Here is a 23413-nt window from a genome sequence, read left to right as displayed (position 1 = left end):
GCTTTAATCTGTATTCAATTTTTAGGAATGAGAAGGTCTAGATAAAACTGCACAACTTCTTGGTCTGTAAAGTCTTGTCCTTTTTTGAGCCACCAGGTCAATGTCTCGATAAAGTTGGACACGACTAAGTGTTGGAGGTAAGAAGCAGGCAGACTTGGGTGTGCTTCTTTAAACTCATCAGTTAGCATGGGATAGACGTGGTGCTCCAGCTCTCTCCGGAGTTGACGGAGGAAGTAGTCATTCTTGGAGAATAGTAAACTGGTGATATGGTCTTGGTTTTTCTGAAAATGGAGAAAGAGGTGGGCGAGGTAGTCCTCAGTTGAAATGGGTTGCTCTCTTTCAAAGAGATGATGGAAGAGGTGGCGGCAAATCGCGTCCAGAAGTAGTTCCTTACTCTCATAGTGACAGTAAAAGGTGGATCGTCCCACATCTGCGAGATCAATGATATCCTGAACTGTAGTGGCTTCGTAACCCTTATCGTTTAAAAGTTGTAGAAAAGCTTGATAGATGGCTTTTTTTGTTTTGCTGATACGGCGGTCAATGGTAGTCATATGGACACTTGAGGCAAATTGTTCAGAAATGAATAAAGCTGACGTTTTGCTTCTATCCTTTCTTTGAGTTTTAGTGGATAATGATAATGAACAAGGTATTCATAAATCTATTATAACAAAGGAATGAGAAAGATGAAGGCAAAATATACTGTTTGGGTAGCTTTTTTCTTAAATTTAAGCTATGCTATTGTTGAGTTTATCGCAGGAGGAATCTTCGGTTCAAGTGCTGTTCTTGCTGATTCTATCCATGACTTGGGAGATGCTATAGCAATCGGCATATCGGCCTTTTTAGAAACAATCTCAAATAGAGAAGAAGATAGGCAATACACCTTGGGTTACAAGCGATTTAGTCTTTTAGGGGCCCTAGTGACTGCTGTGATTCTTATCACAGGATCCATTCTAGTGATCTTGGAAAATATAACTAAACTTTTGAATCCACAGCCCGTTAATGACGAAGGCGTCCTCTGGCTAGGAATCATTGCAGTCAGTATCAATGTGCTAGCTAGTCTAGTAGTTCGTAAGGGAAAGACAAAGAACGAGTCAATTCTGAGCCTGCACTTTTTGGAAGATACTCTAGGTTGGTTGGCTGTCATTCTAATGGCGATTATCCTCCGATTTACAGATTGGTATATCCTTGATCCGCTCTTATCGCTTGTCATTTCCATCTTCATTCTAACAAAAGCTATTCCTCGATTTTGGAGCGCACTCAAGATTTTCCTGGATGCTGTGCCAGAAGGACTAGAGACAGGTGATTTGGAGAAGGATTTGGAGGCTCTGACCAATGTCAAAAGTGTCAATCAACTTAGCATTTGGTCCATGGATGGTCTAGAAAATAATGCTATTATCCATATCTGTTTAGAGGATTGGGAGGAGATGACGGAAACAAAGAATCAAGTACGTCAGCTCTTAGAAGAAAGAGGTGTGCAGAATATTACTATCGAAGTGGACACCAGTCAAAGCAATCATGCGCAACATAAGCGGAGGGTGAGAGAATTAGAGCAGAAGCATGGGCATCATCATTAGAAAAGCGACCTCGCTAGAGGTCGTTTTGTTATCCTATTCATTCCTTGTACTTTCTCTCAGAGTCAGTCTGGTTCCCAACATGGTTAGGCTAGGGATTTTGCGACCGTGGAGTACTTCCTTATTAAGAATATCCATGCCTGCTCTGCCCATTTCTTCGGTATAGACGGTGATGCTGGAGAGGGGAGGATAGACTTGCTTGGTCAGACTAGTGTCGTTAAAGGAAATGAGGCTGACGCGGTCTGGTAGGCTGATTCCAGCTTCTTGGAGCGCACGGAGGGCACCGATGGCTAAACTATCGCTAGCTGCGAAAAAGGCTGGTGGGAGTTGGTCTCCTAAGTTCTGAATAGCCTCCTTCATTAAGTCATAGCCAGACTGGGCAGTAAAGCTTCCTTGAAAGACCAGTTCATCATGATAGATTCCTTTTGTTTGACTGTAGTTTCTGAAATTTTCCAGCCGCTTATCCTCAATGATTTCTTCTTGGTCTGTTGTTTCCTCAAGCCCTGTTAGAATCCCGATACGGTCCATCCCTTGACTGAGGAAATAATCGACAACCTGTTTCATGGCAGTGTAAAAGTCCGTGATAATGCAGGTATGTCCTAGTGAAAGAGTATCACTGTCTAGAAAGACAAGAGGCTTTTGGTATTCTTCAAAGGCAGAGATCTGAGCTCGACTAAACTTTCCGATGCAGAGAATCCCGATGACTTCCTCGCTCAGTGTAAAAGGATGGTCATTAAAATAGCGTAAAATATCATAGTCCAGTTCTTGGGCTCTTTTTTCTATGCCTAGGCGAATCTGGTAGTAGTAGAGATCGTCTAGCTCCCCTTGTTCGCTGACCCATTGGATAATGGCAATCTTTTGCTTGGGCTTGTGGGACTCGCCTGTCTTGAGGTGCTTGGTGTAGCCCAGCTCTTCAGCAACAGTTAAAATACGGTGTCTGGTTTCTTCTGTAACAGATAGACTCTGGTCGCGATTAAGGACACGGGATACGGTCGCGATAGAGACAGAAGCTAGTTGTGCAATGTCTTTTAAGGTAGCCATAAATCCTCCTTCTTTTAGGTTAGTATATCATATTTTTCTGTATTTTACTGATAGTTTAGTAAAATTTTAGTAAAAAGGATTGACCTTGGGAAGTCCCTTGGATACAATAGAAGAAAACGATTACACGTTAAGGTGACTTAACGGACAGTAAAAGGAGAATTCATATGACACAACATCTTACTGCTGAAGCCCTTCGCAAAGATTTTCTTGCTGTTTTTGGTCAAGAAGCAGACCAAACATTCTTTTCACCAGGTCGTATCAATTTGATTGGTGAGCACACAGACTACAACGGTGGGCACGTTTTTCCTGCTGCTATTTCCTTGGGAACTTACGGTGCAGCTCGTAAGCGTGACGACCAAGTTTTACGTTTCTACTCAGCTAATTTTGAGGGCAAGGGCATTATCGAAGTTCCTCTAGCTGACCTCAAGTTTGAAAAAGAGCATAACTGGACCAACTATCCAAAAGGTGTCCTTCATTTCTTGCAAGAAGTTGGGCACGTGATTGACAAAGGTTTTGATTTTTATGTTTATGGGAATATCCCAAATGGTGCTGGCTTATCTTCTTCAGCTTCCCTTGAACTCTTGACAGGGGTCGTGGCTGAGCATCTCTTTGACTTAAAATTAGACCGTCTCGATTTGGTTAAAATCGGAAAACAAACAGAAAACAACTTTATCGGAGTCAACTCTGGTATCATGGACCAGTTTGCTATCGGTATGGGAGCTGACCAACGTGCTATTTACCTAGATACTAATACTCTAGAATACGACTTGGTGCCACTTGATTTGAAAGACAATGTTGTTGTCATCATGAACACCAACAAACGTCGCGAATTGGCAGACTCTAAATACAATGAACGCCGTGCTGAGTGTGAAAAAGCAGTGGAAGAATTGCAAGCATCCTTAGATATTCAGACCTTGGGTGAATTGGATGAGTGGGCCTTTGACCAATATAGCTATCTGATTAAAGATGAAAATCGTTTGAAACGTGCTCGCCATGCTGTGCTTGAAAACCAACGTACCCTCAAAGCTCAAGTAGCCCTTCAAGCAGGAGATTTGGAAACATTTGGTCGTTTGATGAATGCGTCACACGTTTCCCTAGAGCATGACTATGAAGTAACTGGTTTGGAATTGGATACCCTTGTTCACACAGCTTGGGCACAAGAAGGTGTTCTCGGTGCTCGTATGACAGGGGCAGGTTTTGGCGGATGTGCCATTGCCTTGGTGCAAAAAGATGCTGTTGATGCCTTTAAGGAAGCTGTAGGCAAACACTACGAGGAAGTAGTTGGATACGCTCCAAGTTTCTATATCGCTGAAGTTGCAGGTGGCACTCGCGTCCTTGACTAGTCAAAAGGAGGCTTTATGGTGACCTTAGTAGATAAATTTGTAACACATGTCATTTCTGAAAGTTCATTTGAGGAAATGGATCGAATCTACCTGACCAATCGTGTCTTGGCACGAGTGGGAGACGGTGTTTTGGAAGTTGAGACCAATCTGGATAAATTGATTGACCTCAAGGACCAGCTGGTTGAGGAAGCCGTTCGATTAGAGACGATTGAGGATAGTCAGACTGCGCGTGAAATCCTTGGTGCTGAACTAATGGACTTGGTGACTCCTTGTCCGAGTCAGATCAATCGTGACTTTTGGGAAACCTATGCCCACTCTCCTGAGCAAGCGATAGAGGATTTTTACCAACTCAGTCAGAAAAATGACTACATAAAACTCAAGGCCATTGCTAAAAATATCGCTTATCGTGTTCCATCTGATTACGGTGAACTTGAAATTACCATCAACCTCTCTAAGCCTGAAAAGGATCCGAAAGAGATTGCGGCAGCCAAGTTGGTGCAAGCTAGTAATTATCCTCAGTGTCAGCTTTGTCTAGAGAATGAGGGCTACCATGGTCGAGTCAACCACCCAGCCCGTAGCAACCACCGTATTATCCGTTTTGAAATGGCTGGTCAGGAGTGGGGCTTCCAGTATTCGCCCTATGCTTACTTTAACGAGCACTGTATTTTCTTAGATGGCCAGCATCGTCCCATGGCTATCAGTCGTCAGAGTTTTGAGCGTCTGCTAGCTATCGTAGAGCAGTTTCCAGGATACTTTGCTGGATCTAATGCCGACTTGCCGATTGTGGGAGGCTCTATTCTAACTCATGACCACTATCAGGGAGGCCGTCACGTATTTCCTATGGAATTGGCTCCCTTGCAAAAGACTTTCTCTTTTACTGGTTTTGAGCAGGTCAAGGCTGGAATTGTCAAGTGGCCCATGTCAGTGTTGCGTTTGATTTCGGATTCCACAGAGGATTTGATCAACTTGGCTGATAAGATTTTGCAGGAATGGCGCCAATATTCAGACCCTACAGTGCAGATTTTAGCAGAGACTGATGGAACACCACACCACACCATTACACCGATTGCCCGTAAACGCAATGGACAGTTTGAGTTTGACTTGGTCTTGCGGGACAATCAGACTTCTGCAGAACATCCTGATGGCATCTATCATCCTCACAAGGATGTCCAACATATCAAGAAGGAAAATATCGGCTTGATTGAGGTCATGGGTTTGGCAATCTTGCCACCACGTCTGAAAGCAGAAGTAGAGCAAGTCGCTAGCTATCTTGTAGGAGAAGTTGTTACAGTTGCCGATTATCATCAGAAATGGGCAGACCAGCTCAAAGCCAAATATCCAGACCTAGCGGATAAAGAAAAATCCCTTGAAATTGTCAAGGACTCTGTGGGGGCTATCTTTGCTCGTGTGCTTGAGGATGCAGGAGTTTACAAGCAGACAGAACAAGGACAGGCAGCCTTTATGCGCTTTGTAGAGCAGGTCGGAATTTTGCCAGACTAGGAGCTTTCTCCTTGCACAGTCCTATAAAAAGTAGTATCATAGTGTCGTTTGAACTATCAGGAGGAAACGATGAAAGATTTTCATTTTGACGCTATATCTGCCTTTGAAAATTACGAAATTGAACAAATGAGAGATGGTCACGTTGTGGTGACGACCAAAGTAGTGGACTCGTCGCTCAACTACTATGGCAATGCCCATGGTGGCTATCTTTTTACCCTTTGTGACCAGATTAGTGGTTTGGTGGTTATCTCGCTGGGGCTTGATGGGGTGACACTCCAATCCTCTATCAACTACCTCAAGGCAGGAAAACTCGATGACGTGTTGACCATTAAAGGAGAATGCGTCCATCAAGGTCGCACAACCTGTGTGGTGGATGTGGATATTACCAATCAAGAAGGCAGAAATGTCTGTAAAGCAACCTTTACCATGTTTGTCACAGGCCAAAGGTCAGAAGACAGACAGGTAAGGATATAGATAAACAAAAAAGAGGCTCGCACCTCTTTTTTGTTTCAGATAAATCAATCAATTTCTTTAATAAAATTAGCAATTTGTTTTACAATCTCAGTAACTAAAGCATTTCCCATAAAAAACATTCTCATCTTATCAGATACCTCTACAATAGAACCATCAGATAATTTCTTTTTAGCTGTCCAATCATCTGGGAAATCCTGAAGTCGTTCAGCTTCAATGGGGGTAATTAATCTATATTTATTATTTACAAATAATAAATGTGTAGAACGATTAACCGTTCCTTCGGATGTAAGCATTGTTCGTCCAGGAAGGTTTAAATCATCATAAGGGGACATTCCTCCTTCTGAATAGATGTATTGATGTCCGTCAGAGGATGTCCGTTCAATTTTCTTAGGTCCTCTAAGATATTGAAATTTTTCCAATTTTGACTGATCAGTTAAAAAATATTTTTCAGGTACTTCAGACTCATCTTGAAGAATTTCTCCTAGAGTAATCGGATTACCATTGTAGTTAGGTTCTGTATCAATAGAATAGTATTTTCCATGTCTCATAATTCCTGTATTCCAAACAGTACCAGTAAAAGTATCTGAAACTTCAACTATATCATTTGGTAACTCATAAAACACATGACGATTTTTAACTGCTATAGGTTTAATAGGAAATTGTTTTGCAAATAGACCTTGATTGAAAATATAGTCATCATACCTATTATCTTCAAAGATTTCTTCATTTTTTTCGTAAAGATTGTCATTTTTTTGGGCAAAGACTGTATCATTTCGATATACGAAAAAGAATACACGACGTCTTCGTTGGCTTCTTCCATACTCAGCAGCATTAATAACTCTCCACTCTACAGAATATCCAAGATTATTAAAAGCTGTTAGCATGATTGCAAAATCACGTCCTCTCTGTTTTGAGGGCGCTTTTAAAAGTCTATCCACATTTTCCAGAATTAAGTATTTGGGTTTAATGATTTCCGTTGCTCTAATGATTTCCCAAAATAAAACTCCTTTTTTTCCTTCAATACCTTTCTCATTTTTCTTGCTACGCGCAACAGAGTAATCTTGGCAAGGAAAACCACCGACAATCATATCGGCATCCATTTTGGAAAATTGTTCGTCTGTTATATCAGAGATACTAATATTGATGTTTTCGCTATTGGGGAAGTGATAATCATAGACCTCAAATGCGTCTTGAGATTTACGAGATGGTTCCCATTGGTTTGCCCATTTTGTTTTAAAGAGTTGCTTATCGGCATTTTCTAATCCTATCCGAAAACCGCCAACTCCAGCAAATAGTTCGAGAACTTTCATCTTTTCTCCTTCATTTTTTTACAGTTTAATCCATTATATACTATTTTCAATGATTGATCAAGTATTAATGTTTGCTTTAGTTTAATTTGATATAATATAAAAGATAGGAGAAGAAAATGAATCAAAACTTATTTAACTATAACGATGAAGATATCGATAGTGTTATTGAATATTCTCACAAATTATTAAATAGAAAATTTTCCGATGTTATGGAAGAGTATAATCGTTCTCTTTATAAATCATATGACGATTATAATGATAGAGTAGTCTCTGAGGTACAAGATAAAGCAATTAGTATGAAGTCAAAAGGGCAGTATGGAAATTATATTGAAAAATATTTCTATGGTTATCAGCCAAATAGTGACTCGGAAGCTGACTTTGAAAAAATAGGTGTAGAATTAAAAGTTACTCCTTTTAAGATAAACAAAAATGGGACACTTAGTGCCAAAGAACGACTTGTATTGACAATACTAAACTATATGGAGGAAAATTTAGAGGATTTTTACTCCACTCATTTATGGAAAAAATGTGCAAAGATTTTGTTATTGTTTTACAATGGCTTAATTCCTAATCAAACAATGAAGGACTATGTCATTGAAAAAATATTTTTATATGAATGGTTTGAGGAGGATATGGCAGTCATCCTTGAAGACTATCAGAAGATTACAGATAAAATTAAAAATGGAAGGGCACATGAATTATCAGAATCAGATGGAAACTATTTATCAACTTGTACAAAAGGAGCAGGTAAAGGAAAGGATTTAAGACAACAACCTTTTAGTCATGAATTAGCAAAACAAAGAGCTTGGGAATTAAAATCAAGTTATATGACCTATCTGATTAATCATAAAATCTTTAACCAATCAGATCAAGAGAGTGTTCTGGCTAATTTCAGGGGTGAGAAAAAATCATTTACTGAGGTTATTGCAGAGAAGATTCTCTCCTATAAAGGTTTCTCTGAACAAGAGTTATATAATAGATTTGAAGTGAATCCAAAAGCCAAAGGTAAGAATAGTACTCTGATTAGAAAAATTTTAGGATTAACAGGGGATTTAGATAAGACTAAAGAATTTCAGAAAGCAAACATGAATTTGAGAGTTATTCGAGTAGATAAGAACAATTTACCTAAGGAAGACTCTCCATTTAAAACTTATTGTTTTAAAGAACTAGCAGCAACAGATTGTTGGGAATCGTCACATGTTTATAATGAAATTTATAATAAACGATTCCTCTTCGTTATTTTTAAGGAAATTGAACCTAAGCTATTTGTATTAGATTCTATCAAATTTTGGGGATTTCAGGATAGACAATTAGAAGAAATCCAAAGAGTGTGGCAGGAAACTAGACAAATTATTTCTGACGGAGTTAAATTAACTCAAAATGGTAATAAAGTTTCAACTAATTTCCCTCAAAGTAAGATAAATAGAATCCTATTTACGAAATTACATGCTACCAATGCTTATTATGAAATTGAAAAAGGAAAATTTGTTGGGAAAGGCTCACTATCTGATACGGATGAACTTCCAGATGGGCGTAGGATTACAAAACACTCCTTTTGGATGCCTAAGAAGTTTATAAAAGAAATATTAGATGGGAATTGGGATTGATTATATTTATAATCAACTTGTGATAAACAAAAAAGAGGTTCACACCTCTTTTTCTTATTTCTTTTTATGATTTAATACGGCATTGAGGACAATGGCGAGTAGGCTGGCTACGACGATTCCGTTTGAGAAGAACATTTGGAAGGCTGTCGGCATGCTGACAAAGAGATTACTGTTGTTGAGTCCGACACCTGCAGCGATGGATACTGCTGCGATAAGGAAGTTATGTTCATTGTTAGCAAAGTCAACGCGGGCGAGGATTTGCATCCCTTGAATGGATACAAAACCAAACATCACCAGCATGGCACCACCGAGGACAGGACTTGGAATGATTTGGGCAAGGGCGCCAAACTTAGGAAGCAGTCCAAGGAGAACCAGGAAACCAGCTGCATAGTAGATTGGCAGGCGTTTCTTGATGCCTGACAATTTAACCAAACCAACGTTTTGTGAAAATCCTGTGTAAGGGAAGGTATTGAAGATTCCTCCGAGAAGTACGGCCAAACCTTCTGCGCGGTAACCGTTGCGAAGGCGCGTGCTGTCGATTGGATCCTTTGTGATATCAGACAAGGCTAGATAAACACCAGTAGACTCAACCATAGACACCGTTGCGATGATACACATCATGACAATAGATGAGATTTCAAAGGTTGGCATCCCAAAGTAGAGTGGAGTTGGGACATGGACAAGTGGTGCTGCCGCAACAGGAGAGAAATCAACCAAGCCCATGCTAGCAGCAATGGCAGTTCCAACAACCAAACCAATCAAAATAGAGATAGACTTGATAAATCCTTTGGTAAAGATGTTGATCAAGAGGATAATCAGAACAGTGATAGCTGCAAGCAAGAGACTTTGACCAGTTGGTTCTGGAACGTTATTTCCCATATTTCCAATAGCAACAGGAATCAAGGTTAAACCAATAGTGGTAATAACAGAGCCTGTTACGATAGATGGGAAGAGATTGGCAACTTTTGAGAAGATGCCTGAAACAAGAACCACGTAAATCCCTGATGCGATAAGGGCACCAAACATAGCGCCACTACCATGGCTTTGCCCAATCATAATCAAGGGAGCGACTGATTGGAAGGCAACTCCAAGAACGACTGGGAGTCCAATCCCAAAGTATTTGTTGAGTTGGAGTTGGAGGAAGGTTGCCACCCCACACATGAAGATATCTGTGGAAATCAGGTAGGTTAACTGCTCAGTTGAATAGCCAAGGGCTGTCGCAATCATGATAGGAACCAGGATGGATCCTGAGTACATGGCTAGTAAGTGTTGCAAGCCAAGAACGGCTGCTTGCGAATGTTTTTCTTGAGTTTGCATTAGAGATCTGCCTCCTTAAATACGACTTGACCATTTTCAAAACGATCCAAACGAGCGAGTGATAGAACAGGGTAGCCTGCTTTTTCAAGCAAATCACGGCCATCTTGGAAAGATTTTTCAATCACGATACCGATAGCTTCGACTGTGGCACCAGCTTGTTCGATGATTTGAATCAAGCCTTTGGCAGCTTGGCCATTAGCAAGGAAATCGTCGATAATCAATACCTTGTCCTCTGGTGAGAGGAATTTTCCAGCGATAGAAACGGTACTGGTCACTTGCTTGGTAAAGGAGTAAACTTCGGCAGTTAAGATTCCTTCGTTCATAGTGATGTTTTTAGCTTTTTTAGCGAAAATCATGGGAACGTTTAAGGCTTCAGCTGTAAAAATGGCTGGGGCAATACCTGACGCTTCAATGGTCACGACTTTGGTAATACCAGCAGAAGCAAATTTTTCCGCAAAAACCTTACCAATCTCTCGCATCAAGTTAAAGTCAACTTGGTGGGTTAAAAAGGAATCCACCTTGAGGATGTTATCACCCAAGATATGCCCATCCTTGAGGATGCGCTCTTCTAATAATTTCATAAGACCTCCTAAAGTCTAAAAGCCAGTTTACTTGTTGGTTAAATGTTTCTATAGTGATCCAATTTGCTAGTACTATATATTTGATAAAACTAGTACGAGCGAAGCGAGTCTTATCAAATATTTCCCGTTGTAGTGGTATCATAGACAATAAGCTTTTTATTGTCTATGACGGGATTTTTGAGACTTTTGGCTCAAAAATTAGGGATGAAATTCCGAAGGAAGTTGCTCCCGTCCGCACTAATTAAGGGAAATATTAAAAATATTCAAAAAGGACTTACTTAATCTCTAAGTAAGTCCCCAAAATAGGCATGGCAAAAACGACCATACCTCACTTCTGACTTACTTATTGTTAGGTGTTCCGGCACCTTGTAGAAACGTCGTGCCAATTCACGACATAAACAAGTAAAATGATATTCAATTTTAAATAGGCTTGAGCCAATGTTTTTATTTTACACTAAATAACTTTATAAATCAAATGTTTTGTTAGTGTTTTAATGAAAAAAACGAACAAAAAAGAAACCTACAACGAGATACAGTATTGTAGGATTCTATTATTCTACTCACTAAATCTTAAAAAATAACCATCAGGATCCAAAATCGCAAATTCATGGGGATATATAAAGCTATCTCCCACTCGAAATTCTCTTTTAGTCAAAGGACGATGAATAGGATAGTTAGACTCGATTACTTTCTGATAGAGTCGAGGAACATCCTTTATGCCAAAGGAGATATTGACTCCGCGCCCGAAAGGATAGGTTAGTTGGGCTAATTCTTCTGTGCTGCCTTCTTCTAGCATAAGTTGGCAGTCTTCAAGCGAGAGGAAGAGAAATTTCTCCTCTGGACGCTCGTATTCGACAGAGAATCCTAGCAGGTCGCAGTAGAAGTGGCGTGATTTTTCGATGTCAGATACTACAAATTCAGGAATGACAGCTTGATAGTCCATTCGTTTTCTCCTTAGAGTTCAATCTCCAAGACAATCGGTGTATGGTCTTGGCGCGCACCGGAGTCAATCATATCAGATTTAGTGACCTTGTCAGCGATGCGGTTACTTGTGAGCCAGTAGTCGATTCTCCAGCCTGTATTGTTGATTTTAGAAGTCTTGCTGCGTTGTGCCCACCAAGTGTAGCGTTCTGGGACATCACCGTGAATGTGGCGGAAGGTGTCGGTAAATCCAGTTGCCAAAAGGTTGGTAAATCCAGCACGTTCCTCGTCGGTAAATCCAGGTGAACGACGGTTGCTAGCAGGATTTGCAAGGTCGATTTCATTGTGGGCTACGTTGTAATCACCTGTTGCAAGGACTGGTTTGTCTTTGTCTAGTTCAGCCAAGTACTCTGCATATTTGACATCCCAGACTTGGCGTTCTTCCAAGCGTTTGAGGCCATCTCCAGCGTTTGGTGTGTAAACTTGGGTCACGAAAAATTTATCAAATTCTAGAGTGATGATACGGCCTTCCAAGTCCATGGTAGAAGGGGCACCGATTTCTGGGAAAGTAACAGTGGGTGTGAGTTCTTTCTTATAAAGGAACATAGTACCAGCATAGCCTTTACGGGCAGGCTCTTGGGAAGAGCGCCACGTGTTTGCGTAGCCTGGGAAGAGTTCTTCTAAAATTTCCAAGTGTTTCTTTGTAGGACCCTTGGCAGAAAGCTTGGTTTCTTGGATAGCAATGATATCAGCATTTTCAGCGACCAAGGTTTGTAGGACTTCTTGGGACAATTTGGCACGAGCTGAGTCACTAGTTAGGGCAGCATTGAGGGAATCAATATTCCATGAGATAAGTTTCATAAAGTTACCTTTTTCATTCAGATTATAGATTTTATTATACCAAAAAAAGGTCTATTTCCCCAACGTATGGCTTGAAAAATCACTCTCTTTCGTTTATAATGAAGAATGATTTTATGAAAGGGAGTGAAAATAAATGAAATTTTACTCATATGACTATGTACTTAGCCAAATCAGTCAGCAAAATGGCATCATGATTGGCTTTGGGATTGTTCTCCTAGCTATCACAGGATTTTTTGCTTTTAAAGCCTATCGAGATAAAAAGGGGACTAAGTTTCGGGAATTGGTCATGATTTTGGCCTTGACCTTGGTGGCCATGCTTTTGGTGACAATCTCAAAATACCAGACCAATCAAGCCTCTAACAACCAATTTCAAACCTCCCTTCATTTCATAGAGGTTGTTTCCAAAGACTTGGGAGTGGATAAATCAGAAGTTTATGTCAATACTTCTGCAGCCACTGATGGAGCGCTTGTCAAGGTAGGTCCAAATTTCTACCGCGCCATGAACGGGAGCCAACCAGACAAGTATCTTTTAGAGAAATTAGAATTGCATCAAACAGACGCTATTGAATTGGTGGAGGTAAACAAATGACACTCAATTATATGGAAATTTTAATCAAACTGGCCTTGGGGCTCTTCTCGCTTGTTTTTGTTATCAATGTGACAGGAAAGGGGAACCTAGCACCTAACTCTGCGACAGACCAAATTCAGAACTATGTTCTTGGTGGTATCATCGGTGGGGTGATTTACAATAGTTCTATCAGCATTCTCCAGTATGCAGTGATTTTGATGATGTGGACGATTTTGGTCTTGACCCTCAAGTGGCTCAATAACAATGTTCGTTTTGTCAAACGCTTGATTGATGGAAAACCAACTCTCCTTATCAAAAATGGGCAGATTGACCCAGAAGCCTGTCGTTCAGTTGGTTTGTCTGCAGCAGAAGTTGCTCTCAAACTTCGTAGCCAAGGGATTTTCCAGATGAAACAGGTCAAATGCGCTGTGCAGGAGCAAAATGGCCAACTCATCGTGGTCCAAATGGGGGATGAAAATCCTAAGTATCCAGTTGTGACTGACGGTGTGATCCAAGTCGATGTTTTGGAATCGATTGGCCGTAGCGAAGAGTGGCTGCTTGATAATCTAAGCAAACAAGGACATGACAATGTGGCCAATATCTTTATCGCTGAGTATGACAAGGGTGCCGTCACAGTTGTAACCTATGAATAAGAAAAACCTGGGGTCTTGGCCTCAGGTTTCTATTTGCAATCAGAAAGGGATGTTATGTCCATTATTCAAAAACTTTGGTGGTTTTTCAAGTTAGAAAAACGCCGTTATTTAGTCGGGATTGTGGCTCTGGTCTTGGTTTCCGTCCTCAACCTCATTCCCCCAATGGTTATGGGGAGGGTCATTGATGCCATCACATCGGGGCAATTAACCCAGCAGGACCTCCTTCTTGCCCTATTTTACTTGCTTCTTGCAGCCTTTGGGATGTACTATCTGCGCTATGTTTGGCGTATGTATATTCTTGGGACTTCCTACCGTTTGGGACAGATTATGCGCTCTCGCTTATTTGAGCATTTCACAAAAATGTCTCCAGCTTTTTATCAAACTTATCGGACGGGGGACCTGATGGCACACGCAACAAACGATATCAATGCCTTAACGCGTCTGGCAGGGGGAGGGGTTATGTCAGCGGTGGATGCCTCAATCACAGCTTTAGTGACCTTGTTGACCATGCTCTTTAGCATTTCGTGGCAAATGACCCTAGTTGCCATTTTACCCTTACCTTTCATGGCTTATGCGACCAGTCGTCTAGGGAGAAAGACCCACAAGGCTTTTGGTGAATCCCAAGCTACCTTTTCCGAACTCAATAACAAGGTACAGGAGTCTGTATCAGGTATCAAAGTGACCAAGTCTTTCGGATATCAGGCGGACGAGTTGAAGTCCTTTCAGGCAGTCAATGAATTGACCTTCCAAAAGAACCTGCAAACCATGAAATACGATAGTCTCTTTGACCCCATGGTTCTCTTGTTTGTTGGTTCATCCTATGTCTTAACGCTCTTGGTCGGCTCCTTGATGGTTCAGAAAGAGCAAATCACGGTTGGAAATCTTGTCACCTTTATCAGCTACTTGGATATGCTGGTCTGGCCTCTCATGGCCATCGGTTTCCTCTTTAATATCACTCAGCGTGGGAAGGTTTCCTACCAGCGGATTGAGGAACTTTTGTCTCAGGAATCACCTGTAAAAGACCCTGAGTTTCCTTTGGATGGAATTGAAAACGGATCCTTGGAGTATGCCGTTGATAGTTTTGCATTTGAAAATGAGGAAACACTGACAAATGTTCACTTTAGTTTGGGAAAAGGGCAAACTCTGGGCTTAGTCGGGCAGACAGGCTCTGGGAAAACGTCCTTGATCAAGCTCCTCTTGCGTGAATACGATGTGGATAAGGGAGCCATTTATCTGAATGGCCACGATATTCGTGACTATTGTCTGACAGACCTTCGCAGTCTCATGGGCTATGTTCCTCAGGACCAGTTTCTCTTTGCGACTTCGATTTTAGACAATATCCGCTTTTGCAATCCTAACTTACCCCTTTCAGCGGTCGAGGAAGCGACCAAGCTGGCTCAAGTATACCAAGATATTGTAGACATGCCTCAGGGATTTGATACAGTTATCGGTGAAAAAGGAGTCAGTCTTTCTGGTGGGCAAAAGCAGCGTCTGGCCATGAGTCGGGCTATGATTTTAGACCCTGATATCTTGATTTTAGATGATTCCTTGTCAGCCGTGGATGCCAAGACAGAGTATGCGATTATCGACAACCTCAAGGAAACACGAAAGTACAAGACAACCATTATCACGGCTCATCGCCTCAGTGCAGTCGTCCATGCAGATCTGATCTTGGTTCTACAAAATGGCCAAATCATCGAACGAGGCACGCACGAAGACTTGCTAGCCCTGGATGGCTGGTATGCGCAAACCTACCAGTCTCAGCAATTGGAAATGAAAGGAGAAGAAGATGCAGAATAAACAAGAACAATGGGCTGTATTGAAGCGCTTGATGTCCTATCTCAAGCCCTATGGACTCCTGACCTTTTTGGCGCTCAGCTTTCTCCTAGCGACGACGGTCATCAAAAGTGTCATTCCCCTTGTGGCTTCCCACTTTATTGACCAGTATCTCAGCAATCTCAACCAACTCGCTGTGACCGTTTTGCTGGTCTACTATGGCCTTTATATCCTACAAACTCTGGTCCAGTATGTCGGCAATCTTCTCTTTGCGCGCGTGTCCTACAGTATTGTTAGGGATATTCGTCGGGATGCCTTTGCCAATATGGAGAAATTGGGCATGTCTTATTTTGACAAGACACCAGCAGGCTCGATTGTCTCTCGTTTGACCAATGATACCGAGACCATCAGTGATATGTTTTCGGGGATTTTATCTAGCTTTATCTCAGCAGTTTTCATCTTTCTGACAACCCTTTATACCATGTTGGTGTTGGATTTTCGTTTGACAGCATTAGTATTGCTCTTTCTCCCCTTGATTTTCCTTTTGGTCAATCTTTATCGGAAAAAATCAGTGAAAATCATTGAAAAAACTAGAAGTCTCTTATCAGATATCAATAGCAAGCTGGCTGAAAACATCGAGGGAATCAGAATAATCCAGGCCTTTAATCAAGAGAAGCGCCTGCAGGCAGAATTTGATGAAATCAACCAAGAACACTTGGTCTATGCCAACCGTTCTGTAGCCTTGGATGCCCTCTTTTTGCGCCCTGCCATGAGTTTGCTGAAACTCTTAGGTTATGCAGTCTTGATGGCCTATTTTGGCTATCGAGGACTTTATCTGGGAATAACGGCAGGAACTATGTATGCCTTTATCCAGTATATCAATCGTCTCTTTGATCCCCTGATTGAAGTGACGCAAAATTTTTCGACTCTTCAAACTTCCATGGTGTCTGCAGGTCGTGTTTTTGCCTTGATTGATGAGAGGACCTATGAGCCCCTTCAAAATGATGGGCAAGCCAAAATCCAAGAAGGCAATATTCGTTTTGAACATGTATGTTTCTCTTATGATGGAAAACATCCGATTCTGGATGATATTTCCTTCTCCGTTAACAAGGGTGAGACCATTGCTTTTGTGGGGCATACAGGTTCTGGGAAATCTTCGATTATCAATGTCCTCATGCACTTTTATGAATTCCAGTCAGGGCGAGTTCTCTTGGATGATGTGGATATCAGGAACTACAGTCAGGAAGAGTTGAGAAAAAACATCGGTCTGGTCTTGCAGGATCCCTTCCTCTATCACGGGACCATTAAGTCCAATATCGCCATGTACCAAGATATCAGTGAAGAGCAGGTCCAGGTTGCGGCAGCCTTCGTGGATGCAGATTCCTTTATTCAAGAACTTCCTCAGGGTTATGATTCCCCTGTTTCCGAGCGTGGCTCCAGTTTTTCAACAGGTCAGCGTCAGCTTCTTGCCTTTGCCAGAACAGTCGCCAGTCAGCCTAAAATCTTGATTTTGGATGAAGCGACAGCTAATATTGACTCTGAAACAGAAAGTCTGGTTCAAGCTTCTCTGGCTAAGATGAGACAGGGACGGACAACCATTGCTATCGCCCATCGTCTTTCTACCATCCAAGACGCCAACTGTATCTATGTTTTGGACAAGGGGCGCATTATCGAGAGCGGAACCCATGAGGAACTTTTGGCCTTGGGAGGAACCTATCACAAGATGTATAGCTTGCAGGCGGGGGCCATGTCCTAATACTCTTTGATTTTCATTGAGCATAAGAAGGAAATCCTTCAAATTACAGATTTCTTTCACCGCCTTTTCCATTTTGTGGTATAATGAAAAATGTTGACAAATAGTATAATAAAAACAAAGGAGAAACAGCATGCTGAAATGGGAAGACTTGCCCGTGGAAATGAAATCAAGCGAGGTTGAGTCTTACTACCAGCTTGTCTCTAAAAGGAAGGGTTCGCTGATTTTCAAGCGTTGTTTGGACTGGGTTCTAGCTTTGGTCTTACTGATTCTGACCTCTCCCATCTTTCTCATCTTGAGCATTTGGATCAAGTTGGACAGCAAGGGACCAGTGATTTACAAGCAAGAGCGCGTGACCCAGTATAACCGTCGGTTCAAGATTTGGAAGTTCCGTACCATGGTGACGGATGCGGATAAAAAAGGAAGTCTGGTGACTTCAGCTAACGATAGTCGTATTACCAAGGTTGGCAATTTCATCCGCCGTGTCCGTTTAGACGAACTGCCTCAGCTGGTCAATGTCCTTAAAGGCGAAATGTCCTTTGTCGGTACACGACCTGAAGTGCCACGCTACACAGAGCAGTATAGCCCTGAAATGATGGCGACCTTACTTTTACCAGCAGGGATTACCTCTCCAGCCAGCATCAACTATAAGGATGAGGACACCATCATCAGTCAAATGACGGAGAAAGGTCTGTCAGTTGACCAAGCCTATGTCGAACATGTCCTTCCTGAAAAGATGCGCTATAACCTCGCCTATCTCCGAGAGTTTAGTTTCCTTGGAGACATCAAAATCATGTTTCAAACCGTGTTTGAAGTGCTAAAATAAAGTAGTCATGAGAAAATGAGTACAGATAAAAGGAGCAAATCAATGCCAAATTACAATATTCCATTTTCACCACCCGATATTACGGAAGCAGAAATTGCTGAAGTAGCGGATACCCTGCGTTCTGGTTGGATCACAACAGGTCCTAAGACAAAAGAACTAGAGCGTCGCTTGTCTCAATATACACAGACGCCCAAGACTGTCTGTCTTAACTCTGCGACTGCCGCTCTTGAGTTGATTTTACGCGTTTTGGAAGTGGGACCTGGTGATGAAGTCATCGTTCCAGCCATGACCTATACAGCTTCATGTAGTGTCATCACTCACGTAGGAGCAACCCCTGTCATGGTGGATATCCAAGCAGATACGTTTGAGATGGACTATGACCTGCTGGAGCAAGCTATCACTAAAAAAACTAAAGTGATTATCCCAGTAGAACTTGCGGGGATTGTTTGCGACTATGACCGTTTGTTCCAAGTTGTGGAGAAAAAACGTGATCTCTTTACCGCTTCAAGCAAGTGGCAAAAGGCCTTTAACCGTATTGTGATTGTCTCTGATAGTGCCCACGCTTTGGGATCAACTTACAAGGGTCAACCGGCTGGTTCTATCGCTGACTTCACATCCTTCTCATTCCATGCCGTTAAGAATTTTACAACTGCTGAGGGAGGAAGTGCGACTTGGAAAGCCAATCCAGCGATTGACGACGAAGAGATGTACAAGGAATTCCAAATCCTTTCCCTTCACGGGCAAACTAAGGATGCCCTTGCCAAGATGCAACTGGGGTCATGGGAATACGATATCGTCACACCAGCCTACAAGTGCAACATGACCGATATCATGGCTTCACTTGGTTTGGTACAATTGGACCGCTATCCAAGTTTGTTGCAACGTCGTAAGGACATCGTGGACCGCTATGATCGTGGTTTTGCAGGTTCTCGCATCCATCCTTTGGCACACAAGACTGAAACTGTCGAATCTTCACGTCACCTTTACATTACCCATGTAGAAGGAGCGAGCTTAGAAGGACGCAATCTTATCATCCAAGAATTAGCAAAAGCAGGAATTGCAAGTAACGTCCACTACAAACCGCTTCCGCTCTTGACAGCCTATAAGAATCTTGGCTTTGATATGGCGAACTATCCTAAGGCCTATGCCTTCTTTGAAAATGAAATTACGCTTCCTCTTCATACTAAACTAAGCGATGAAGAAGTGGACTATATCATTGAGACTTTCAAAATAGTTTCTGAAAAAGTACTAGCTTCATCAAAAAAATTGTAAAAAAGTCTTGACAAAGAAAAAACAAAGTATTAAAATAAATTCAACAAATCAGAAAAGTAACTATTTTTGATCTTCAGGGAGCCTGTGGTGATTGTGAACAGGTGGTTGGAAGTAGTGAAAGTGGGCTGATTTTAAAAATGAATTTGAAACAATGAAAATTCGGTGCGCACACCTTACAGTGCAACTTGTTGTTAGACAAGGCAGAGATGTAAAGGGGAATAGTCCCTTTATAATTGAGGTGGCACCGCGTTACCAACGCCCTCACGCAGAGTAATTTTCTGTGTGTGGGCTTTTTCATATCTTGAAATCAATACAGAAAGAGGAAAATTTTATGACAACTAAAGGTTATTTCGGACAATTTGGTGGTAGTTTTGTACCGGAGCCGATTCAGGCTTTGTTGGATGAGTTGGAAGTGACATTTGATAAGTACAAGGATGATCCAGAGTTTTTGGCAGAATTTCGTCATTACTTGAAGGACTATTCAGGTCGCGAAACACCGCTCTATTTTGCGGAAAGTTTGACAGAGCACCTAGGTGGAGCTAAGATTTATCTCAAACGTGAAGACCTTAACCACCTTGGTTCTCACAAGCTCAACAACGTTTTAGGACAAATACTTCTTGCCAAACGTATGGGTAAAAAACGAGTGATCGCAGAAACAGGAGCTGGTCAACATGGTGTTGCGACAGCAGCAGCTGCAGCCAAGTTTGGTATGGCCTGTGATGTCTACATGGGGGCAGAGGATGTGGAGCGTCAACGTCTCAATGTCTTCCGGATGGAGATGATGGGAGCAACTGTTCACGCAGTTGAAACTGGAACTCGTACCCTTAAGGATGCAGTTGATGCAGCCTTTGGAGCATGGATGAATGATCTTGAAGCCTTCTACGTTTTGGGATCTGCTGTAGGCCCTCATCCTTATCCTACAATTGTTCATGAATTCCAAAAGATCATCAGTGAAGAATCTCGTCGTCAAATCTTAGAAAAAGAAGGACGCTTGCCAGATTACGTTATTGCCTGTGTAGGTGGTGGTTCCAATGCTATCGGTGCTTTTTCGCAGTATGTGGCTGATGAAGAAGTCAAATTGGTTGGGGTCGAAGCTGCTGGTCATGGACTTGATACAGACAAGCACGCAGCTACTATGACAAAAGGTAGTATCGGAATTGTCGACGGTATGAAGACCTATGCAGTCTTTAAGGAAGATGGAGAGCTGGCTCCAGTTTACTCTATCTCAGCTGGTTTGGACTATCCAGGGGTTGGCCCAGAACACGCTTACTTTAAAGATTCAGGTCGCGTGGAATATGTCGCTGCGACAGACGAAGAAGCTGTTCAAGCCTTGCTCCTCCTCAGCAAGACAGAAGGAATTATCCCAGCGATTGAAAGTTCGCATGCCATCGCAGAAGCAGTTAAACGTGCACCGAAACTAAGTAAAGACGACATTATCATCATCAATGTCTCTGGTCGTGGAGACAAGGACGTAGCTGCGATTGCAGACTACCTAGAAGCTAAAAAATAAAAGATGGAAAAATTACAGTCCTTTCTCTCACAGAGAGCTTGTGGTTGCTGGAAACAAGCAGAGAAAGCTGTAAGGTTGGGTCCATCTGAAACGAGAGAAGAAAACATAATTCTCAAGGGAGTGCCCTTTATCGCACAGCCTGTTACAGGAGGTATCTGAGACAGGAATGAGAGATAGGAGAAATCCTATAATTGAGGTGGCACCGCGAATTTCGTCCTCACGCAAGTTATTTTGCGTGGGGATTTTTATATGTCTATTATAGGTTCAGCTGTTTAGTTTTAAATTATTGTTCATTATTAAATAGATTGCTACAAAAAATTTGCGAACGAAGTGAGCTTTTAAAAGATATTTCCCGCCATAGTAGTATCCTATAGAAGCAAATATGCTTCTATAGGACGGAATTTTTGAGAGTAAAATAGTTCGGGGAACTATTTTAGCCTGAGCCTAGAAATGAATGAGCGAGGAGCTCAAAAATTAGGTCTTTCATTTCATGGATTTCTAAAATCATCCACTGGATAATTTTACCTCCCGTCCGCACTATTTAAGGGAAATAGAAAAAGATAAAAAATTAAAAATAAGGAACTGAAAGGGAAATTACAATGGAACGAATCATTCATGGAGATGTCTTATCACCAATCTTGGCTTATATGCGCCTAAAGGGGCAACACAAGGTTATTTTAGAGAGTATTCCGAGAGACAAGGAAACAGCTCGTTTTTCTATCCTAGCCTATAATCCAGTTTTTGAGATTAAGTTTGAAAATGGAGTTCTTTATCAAAATGGGCAAGTGATTGATCGTGATCCTTTGGATTTCCTTTATGAAGTGACTCATAAGAGCCAACACCATTCAGAACTACCTTTTGGTGGAGGAGCCATTGGATTTGTGGGTTACGATATGATTTCGCTCTATGAAGAAATTGGTCAAATTCCTGAGGATACAATTGGGACGCCAGACATGCATTTCTTTGTCTATGAGAGCTACATGGTCTTTGACCACAAGAAGGAAAAAATCCATGTCATCGAGGATGCGCTTTATAGTGAGCGCAGTCAAGAAGACTTGGAAAAAGCCTTGAACCAAGTGCTTGAGGAATTACGCATTCCTGCAGCAAATGAATTTGAAGACTTGGATTTATCACCACTTGACTTCAACCCCCATATCGCTCCTCAGAAGTTTGAGGAAATGGTAGAAACAGCTCGTGACTTGATTCGAAATGGTGACATGTTCCAATGCGTACTCAGTCAGCGCTTCTCAGCAGAGATTACTGGAAATCCTTTTGACTTCTACAGAAATCTCCGCGTGACCAATCCATCTAATTACCTTTATTTCTATGATTTTGGTGATTATCAAATTATCGGTGCCAGTCCAGAAAGTTTAGTTTCAGTTAAAAATGGCATCGTGACAACCAATCCGATTGCAGGGACGAGACCAAGAGGAGCAACGGATGAAGAGGACAAGGCCTTAGCGACAGACCTGCTTTCGGATGAAAAGGAAACAGCAGAGCATCGAATGTTGGTAGACTTGGGTCGTAACGATATTGGTCGCATCTCTGAAACGGCAAGTGTCCAAGTTACCAAGTATATGGAAGTGGAGCTCTTCCGCTACGTCATGCATTTGACCAGTGTTGTCAAGGGGCGTTTGCTTCCAGAACTCACTGCCATGGATGCTTTAAAATCAACACTTCCTGCTGGAACAGTTTCAGGAGCACCAAAGATTCGAGCTATGAGACGGATCTATGAACTGGAAACGGAAAAACGCGGTGTATACGCAGGAGCAATCGGCTACTTGTCTGCGACGGGTGATATGGACTTCGCCATTGCCATCCGAACCATGATTCTCAAAAATCAAACAGCCTATGTGCAGGCTGGGGCAGGAATTGTCTATGACTCTATCGCCCAAAACGAATATCAAGAAACCATTAACAAAGCAAAATCTATGACTAGAATTGGAGAACTAAGACCATGATTTTATTGATTGACAACTATGATTCTTTTACCTATAACTTGGCCCAATACATTGGGAATTTTGCAGAAGTTCAGGTCTTGAGAAATGATGATCCTAAGCTGTATGAAGAAGCTGAAAAAGCAGATGGTCTGGTCTTTTCTCCAGGTCCTGGTTGGCCGGTTGATGCTGGAAAGATGGAAGATATGATTCGTGATTTTGCTGGCAAGAAACCGATTCTTGGGATTTGTTTGGGTCACCAAGCCATTGCAGAAGTCTTTGGTGGTAAGTTAGGTTTGGCTCCAAAAGTCATGCATGGGAAACAGAGTAATATCAACTTTGAAGCGCCATCTGTTTTGTATCAAGGTATCGAGGATGGCCGTGCGGTCATGCGTTATCACAGTATTTTAATTGAGGAAATGCCAGAAGAATTTGAAGTGACAGCTCGTTCGACTGATGACCAAGCCATTATGGGAATTCAACATAAAAACCTACCGATTTATGGCTTCCAGTACCATCCAGAGAGCATTGGAACGCCAGATGGCTTGTCTTCTATTCGGAATTTTATCGAGAAGGTTGTAAAGTGAGGAAA

The 23413-nt window shown here is 41.8% G+C and carries 21 protein-coding genes, 1 riboswitch and 2 other annotated features; of the genes, 14 read left to right on the top strand and 7 right to left on the bottom strand.

Annotated elements, in window-relative coordinates; genetic code table 11:
* Nucleotides 1-14: 14 nt before the first annotated feature.
* Entirely contained in the window at nucleotides 15-551 is a 537-nt protein-coding gene (locus tag HMPREF2701_RS10355) for a TetR/AcrR family transcriptional regulator (RefSeq protein ID WP_070483041.1), read from the bottom strand.
* 132 nt (nucleotides 552-683) lie between these two features.
* Between HMPREF2701_RS10355 and HMPREF2701_RS10350 the strand changes: the two genes are divergently transcribed.
* Nucleotides 684-1574, top strand: a complete 891-nt coding sequence (locus HMPREF2701_RS10350; RefSeq protein ID WP_070483038.1) for a cation diffusion facilitator family transporter — start codon at nucleotides 684-686, stop codon at nucleotides 1572-1574.
* Nucleotides 1575-1607: 33 nt separating this feature from the next.
* Here the strand turns inward: HMPREF2701_RS10350 and galR are convergent, their stop codons facing one another.
* Nucleotides 1608-2612 (bottom strand): DNA-binding transcriptional regulator GalR, encoded by a 1005-nt coding sequence (gene galR, locus HMPREF2701_RS10345; protein WP_049491335.1) that lies wholly within the window; start codon nucleotides 2610-2612, stop codon nucleotides 1608-1610.
* A gap of 164 nt (nucleotides 2613-2776) precedes the next feature.
* Between galR and HMPREF2701_RS10340 the strand changes: the two genes are divergently transcribed.
* The 3 genes from HMPREF2701_RS10340 (at nucleotide 2777) to HMPREF2701_RS10330 (ending at nucleotide 5929) form a co-directional block, all read left to right on the top strand.
* Nucleotides 2777-3955, top strand: coding sequence for a galactokinase (locus tag HMPREF2701_RS10340; RefSeq protein ID WP_070483034.1), 1179 nt, complete (start codon nucleotides 2777-2779; stop codon nucleotides 3953-3955).
* An 18-nt stretch (nucleotides 3956-3973) separates the two neighbouring features.
* Nucleotides 3974-5455: a UDP-glucose--hexose-1-phosphate uridylyltransferase gene (locus HMPREF2701_RS10335; RefSeq protein WP_070483066.1), complete on the top strand. Its 1482-nt coding sequence runs from the start codon at nucleotides 3974-3976 to the stop codon at nucleotides 5453-5455.
* A 69-nt stretch (nucleotides 5456-5524) separates the two neighbouring features.
* Nucleotides 5525-5929: a PaaI family thioesterase gene (locus HMPREF2701_RS10330; protein WP_000651223.1), complete on the top strand. Its 405-nt coding sequence runs from the start codon at nucleotides 5525-5527 to the stop codon at nucleotides 5927-5929.
* 44 nt (nucleotides 5930-5973) lie between these two features.
* Here HMPREF2701_RS10330 and dcm read toward each other — a convergent pair whose 3' ends face one another.
* Nucleotides 5974-7239 (bottom strand): DNA (cytosine-5-)-methyltransferase, encoded by a 1266-nt coding sequence (gene dcm, locus HMPREF2701_RS10325; RefSeq protein WP_070483031.1) that lies wholly within the window; start codon nucleotides 7237-7239, stop codon nucleotides 5974-5976.
* 116 nt (nucleotides 7240-7355) lie between these two features.
* Between dcm and HMPREF2701_RS10320 the strand changes: the two genes are divergently transcribed.
* Complete coding sequence (locus HMPREF2701_RS10320) at nucleotides 7356-8846, top strand: Sau3AI family type II restriction endonuclease (protein ID WP_070483029.1); 1491 nt, start codon at nucleotides 7356-7358, stop codon at nucleotides 8844-8846.
* A 54-nt stretch (nucleotides 8847-8900) separates the two neighbouring features.
* Here HMPREF2701_RS10320 and HMPREF2701_RS10315 read toward each other — a convergent pair whose 3' ends face one another.
* The 4 genes from HMPREF2701_RS10315 to HMPREF2701_RS10300 all read right to left on the bottom strand — a co-directional run bounded on the left by HMPREF2701_RS10315 (nucleotide 8901) and on the right by HMPREF2701_RS10300 (nucleotide 12526).
* Entirely contained in the window at nucleotides 8901-10163 is a 1263-nt protein-coding gene (locus tag HMPREF2701_RS10315) for a nucleobase:cation symporter-2 family protein (RefSeq protein WP_033684818.1), read from the bottom strand.
* Nucleotides 10163-10744: a xanthine phosphoribosyltransferase gene (locus HMPREF2701_RS10310; protein ID WP_061590409.1), complete on the bottom strand. Its 582-nt coding sequence runs from the start codon at nucleotides 10742-10744 to the stop codon at nucleotides 10163-10165. Before HMPREF2701_RS10310 ends, HMPREF2701_RS10315 begins: the two co-directional genes overlap by 1 nt.
* Nucleotides 10745-11070: 326 nt before the next feature.
* Nucleotides 11071-11166, bottom strand: a riboswitch (purine riboswitch).
* A gap of 134 nt (nucleotides 11167-11300) precedes the next feature.
* Nucleotides 11301-11687, bottom strand: a complete 387-nt coding sequence (locus tag HMPREF2701_RS10305; protein WP_070483026.1) for a bleomycin resistance protein — start codon at nucleotides 11685-11687, stop codon at nucleotides 11301-11303.
* Between the two features lie 11 nt (nucleotides 11688-11698).
* Complete coding sequence (locus tag HMPREF2701_RS10300) at nucleotides 11699-12526, bottom strand: exodeoxyribonuclease III (protein ID WP_070483023.1); 828 nt, start codon at nucleotides 12524-12526, stop codon at nucleotides 11699-11701.
* A 133-nt stretch (nucleotides 12527-12659) separates the two neighbouring features.
* Here HMPREF2701_RS10300 and HMPREF2701_RS10295 point away from each other — a divergent pair, with 133 nt between their 5' ends.
* The 9 genes from HMPREF2701_RS10295 to HMPREF2701_RS10250 all read left to right on the top strand — a co-directional run bounded on the left by HMPREF2701_RS10295 (nucleotide 12660) and on the right by HMPREF2701_RS10250 (nucleotide 23408).
* The gene (locus tag HMPREF2701_RS10295) at nucleotides 12660-13115 is read left to right on the top strand and encodes a DUF3290 family protein (RefSeq protein ID WP_000675331.1); all 456 of its coding nucleotides are present in this window, start codon (nucleotides 12660-12662) and stop codon (nucleotides 13113-13115) included.
* On the top strand, nucleotides 13112-13747 hold the full coding sequence (locus HMPREF2701_RS10290; protein WP_000174451.1) for a DUF421 domain-containing protein: 636 nt from the start codon (nucleotides 13112-13114) through the stop codon (nucleotides 13745-13747). The genes HMPREF2701_RS10295 and HMPREF2701_RS10290 overlap by 4 nt, the downstream gene beginning before the upstream one ends.
* A 54-nt stretch (nucleotides 13748-13801) precedes the next feature.
* Nucleotides 13802-15547 (top strand): ABC transporter ATP-binding protein, encoded by a 1746-nt coding sequence (locus tag HMPREF2701_RS10285; protein ID WP_070483020.1) that lies wholly within the window; start codon nucleotides 13802-13804, stop codon nucleotides 15545-15547.
* Nucleotides 15537-17279, top strand: a complete 1743-nt coding sequence (locus HMPREF2701_RS10280; RefSeq protein WP_061590412.1) for an ABC transporter ATP-binding protein — start codon at nucleotides 15537-15539, stop codon at nucleotides 17277-17279. The genes HMPREF2701_RS10285 and HMPREF2701_RS10280 overlap by 11 nt, the downstream gene beginning before the upstream one ends.
* Before the next feature lie 130 nt (nucleotides 17280-17409).
* Nucleotides 17410-18102 (top strand): sugar transferase, encoded by a 693-nt coding sequence (locus HMPREF2701_RS10275; RefSeq protein WP_061590413.1) that lies wholly within the window; start codon nucleotides 17410-17412, stop codon nucleotides 18100-18102.
* 42 nt (nucleotides 18103-18144) lie between these two features.
* Nucleotides 18145-19374 (top strand): DegT/DnrJ/EryC1/StrS family aminotransferase, encoded by a 1230-nt coding sequence (locus HMPREF2701_RS10270; protein WP_061590414.1) that lies wholly within the window; start codon nucleotides 18145-18147, stop codon nucleotides 19372-19374.
* A gap of 34 nt (nucleotides 19375-19408) precedes the next feature.
* Nucleotides 19409-19640: a binding site (T-box leader), on the top strand.
* A 65-nt stretch (nucleotides 19641-19705) separates the two neighbouring features.
* Nucleotides 19706-20884: a tryptophan synthase subunit beta gene (gene trpB, locus HMPREF2701_RS10265; RefSeq protein ID WP_023946054.1), complete on the top strand. Its 1179-nt coding sequence runs from the start codon at nucleotides 19706-19708 to the stop codon at nucleotides 20882-20884.
* Nucleotides 20875-21106, top strand: a binding site (T-box leader). It overlaps the preceding gene by 10 nt.
* Before the next feature lie 377 nt (nucleotides 21107-21483).
* The gene (trpE, locus tag HMPREF2701_RS10255) at nucleotides 21484-22845 is read left to right on the top strand and encodes an anthranilate synthase component I (RefSeq protein ID WP_061590415.1); all 1362 of its coding nucleotides are present in this window, start codon (nucleotides 21484-21486) and stop codon (nucleotides 22843-22845) included.
* Complete coding sequence (locus HMPREF2701_RS10250) at nucleotides 22842-23408, top strand: aminodeoxychorismate/anthranilate synthase component II (RefSeq protein WP_070483018.1); 567 nt, start codon at nucleotides 22842-22844, stop codon at nucleotides 23406-23408. The genes trpE and HMPREF2701_RS10250 overlap by 4 nt, the downstream gene beginning before the upstream one ends.
* Nucleotides 23409-23413 lie beyond the last annotated feature (5 nt).

The sequence above is a fragment of the Streptococcus sp. HMSC077D04 genome (genome assembly GCF_001808785.1).
GTDB classification, from domain to species: domain Bacteria; phylum Bacillota; class Bacilli; order Lactobacillales; family Streptococcaceae; genus Streptococcus; species Streptococcus mitis_BX.
Note: the sequence above shows the minus strand (reverse complement) of the source record. Positions and strands in the feature narration are given on the sequence as shown.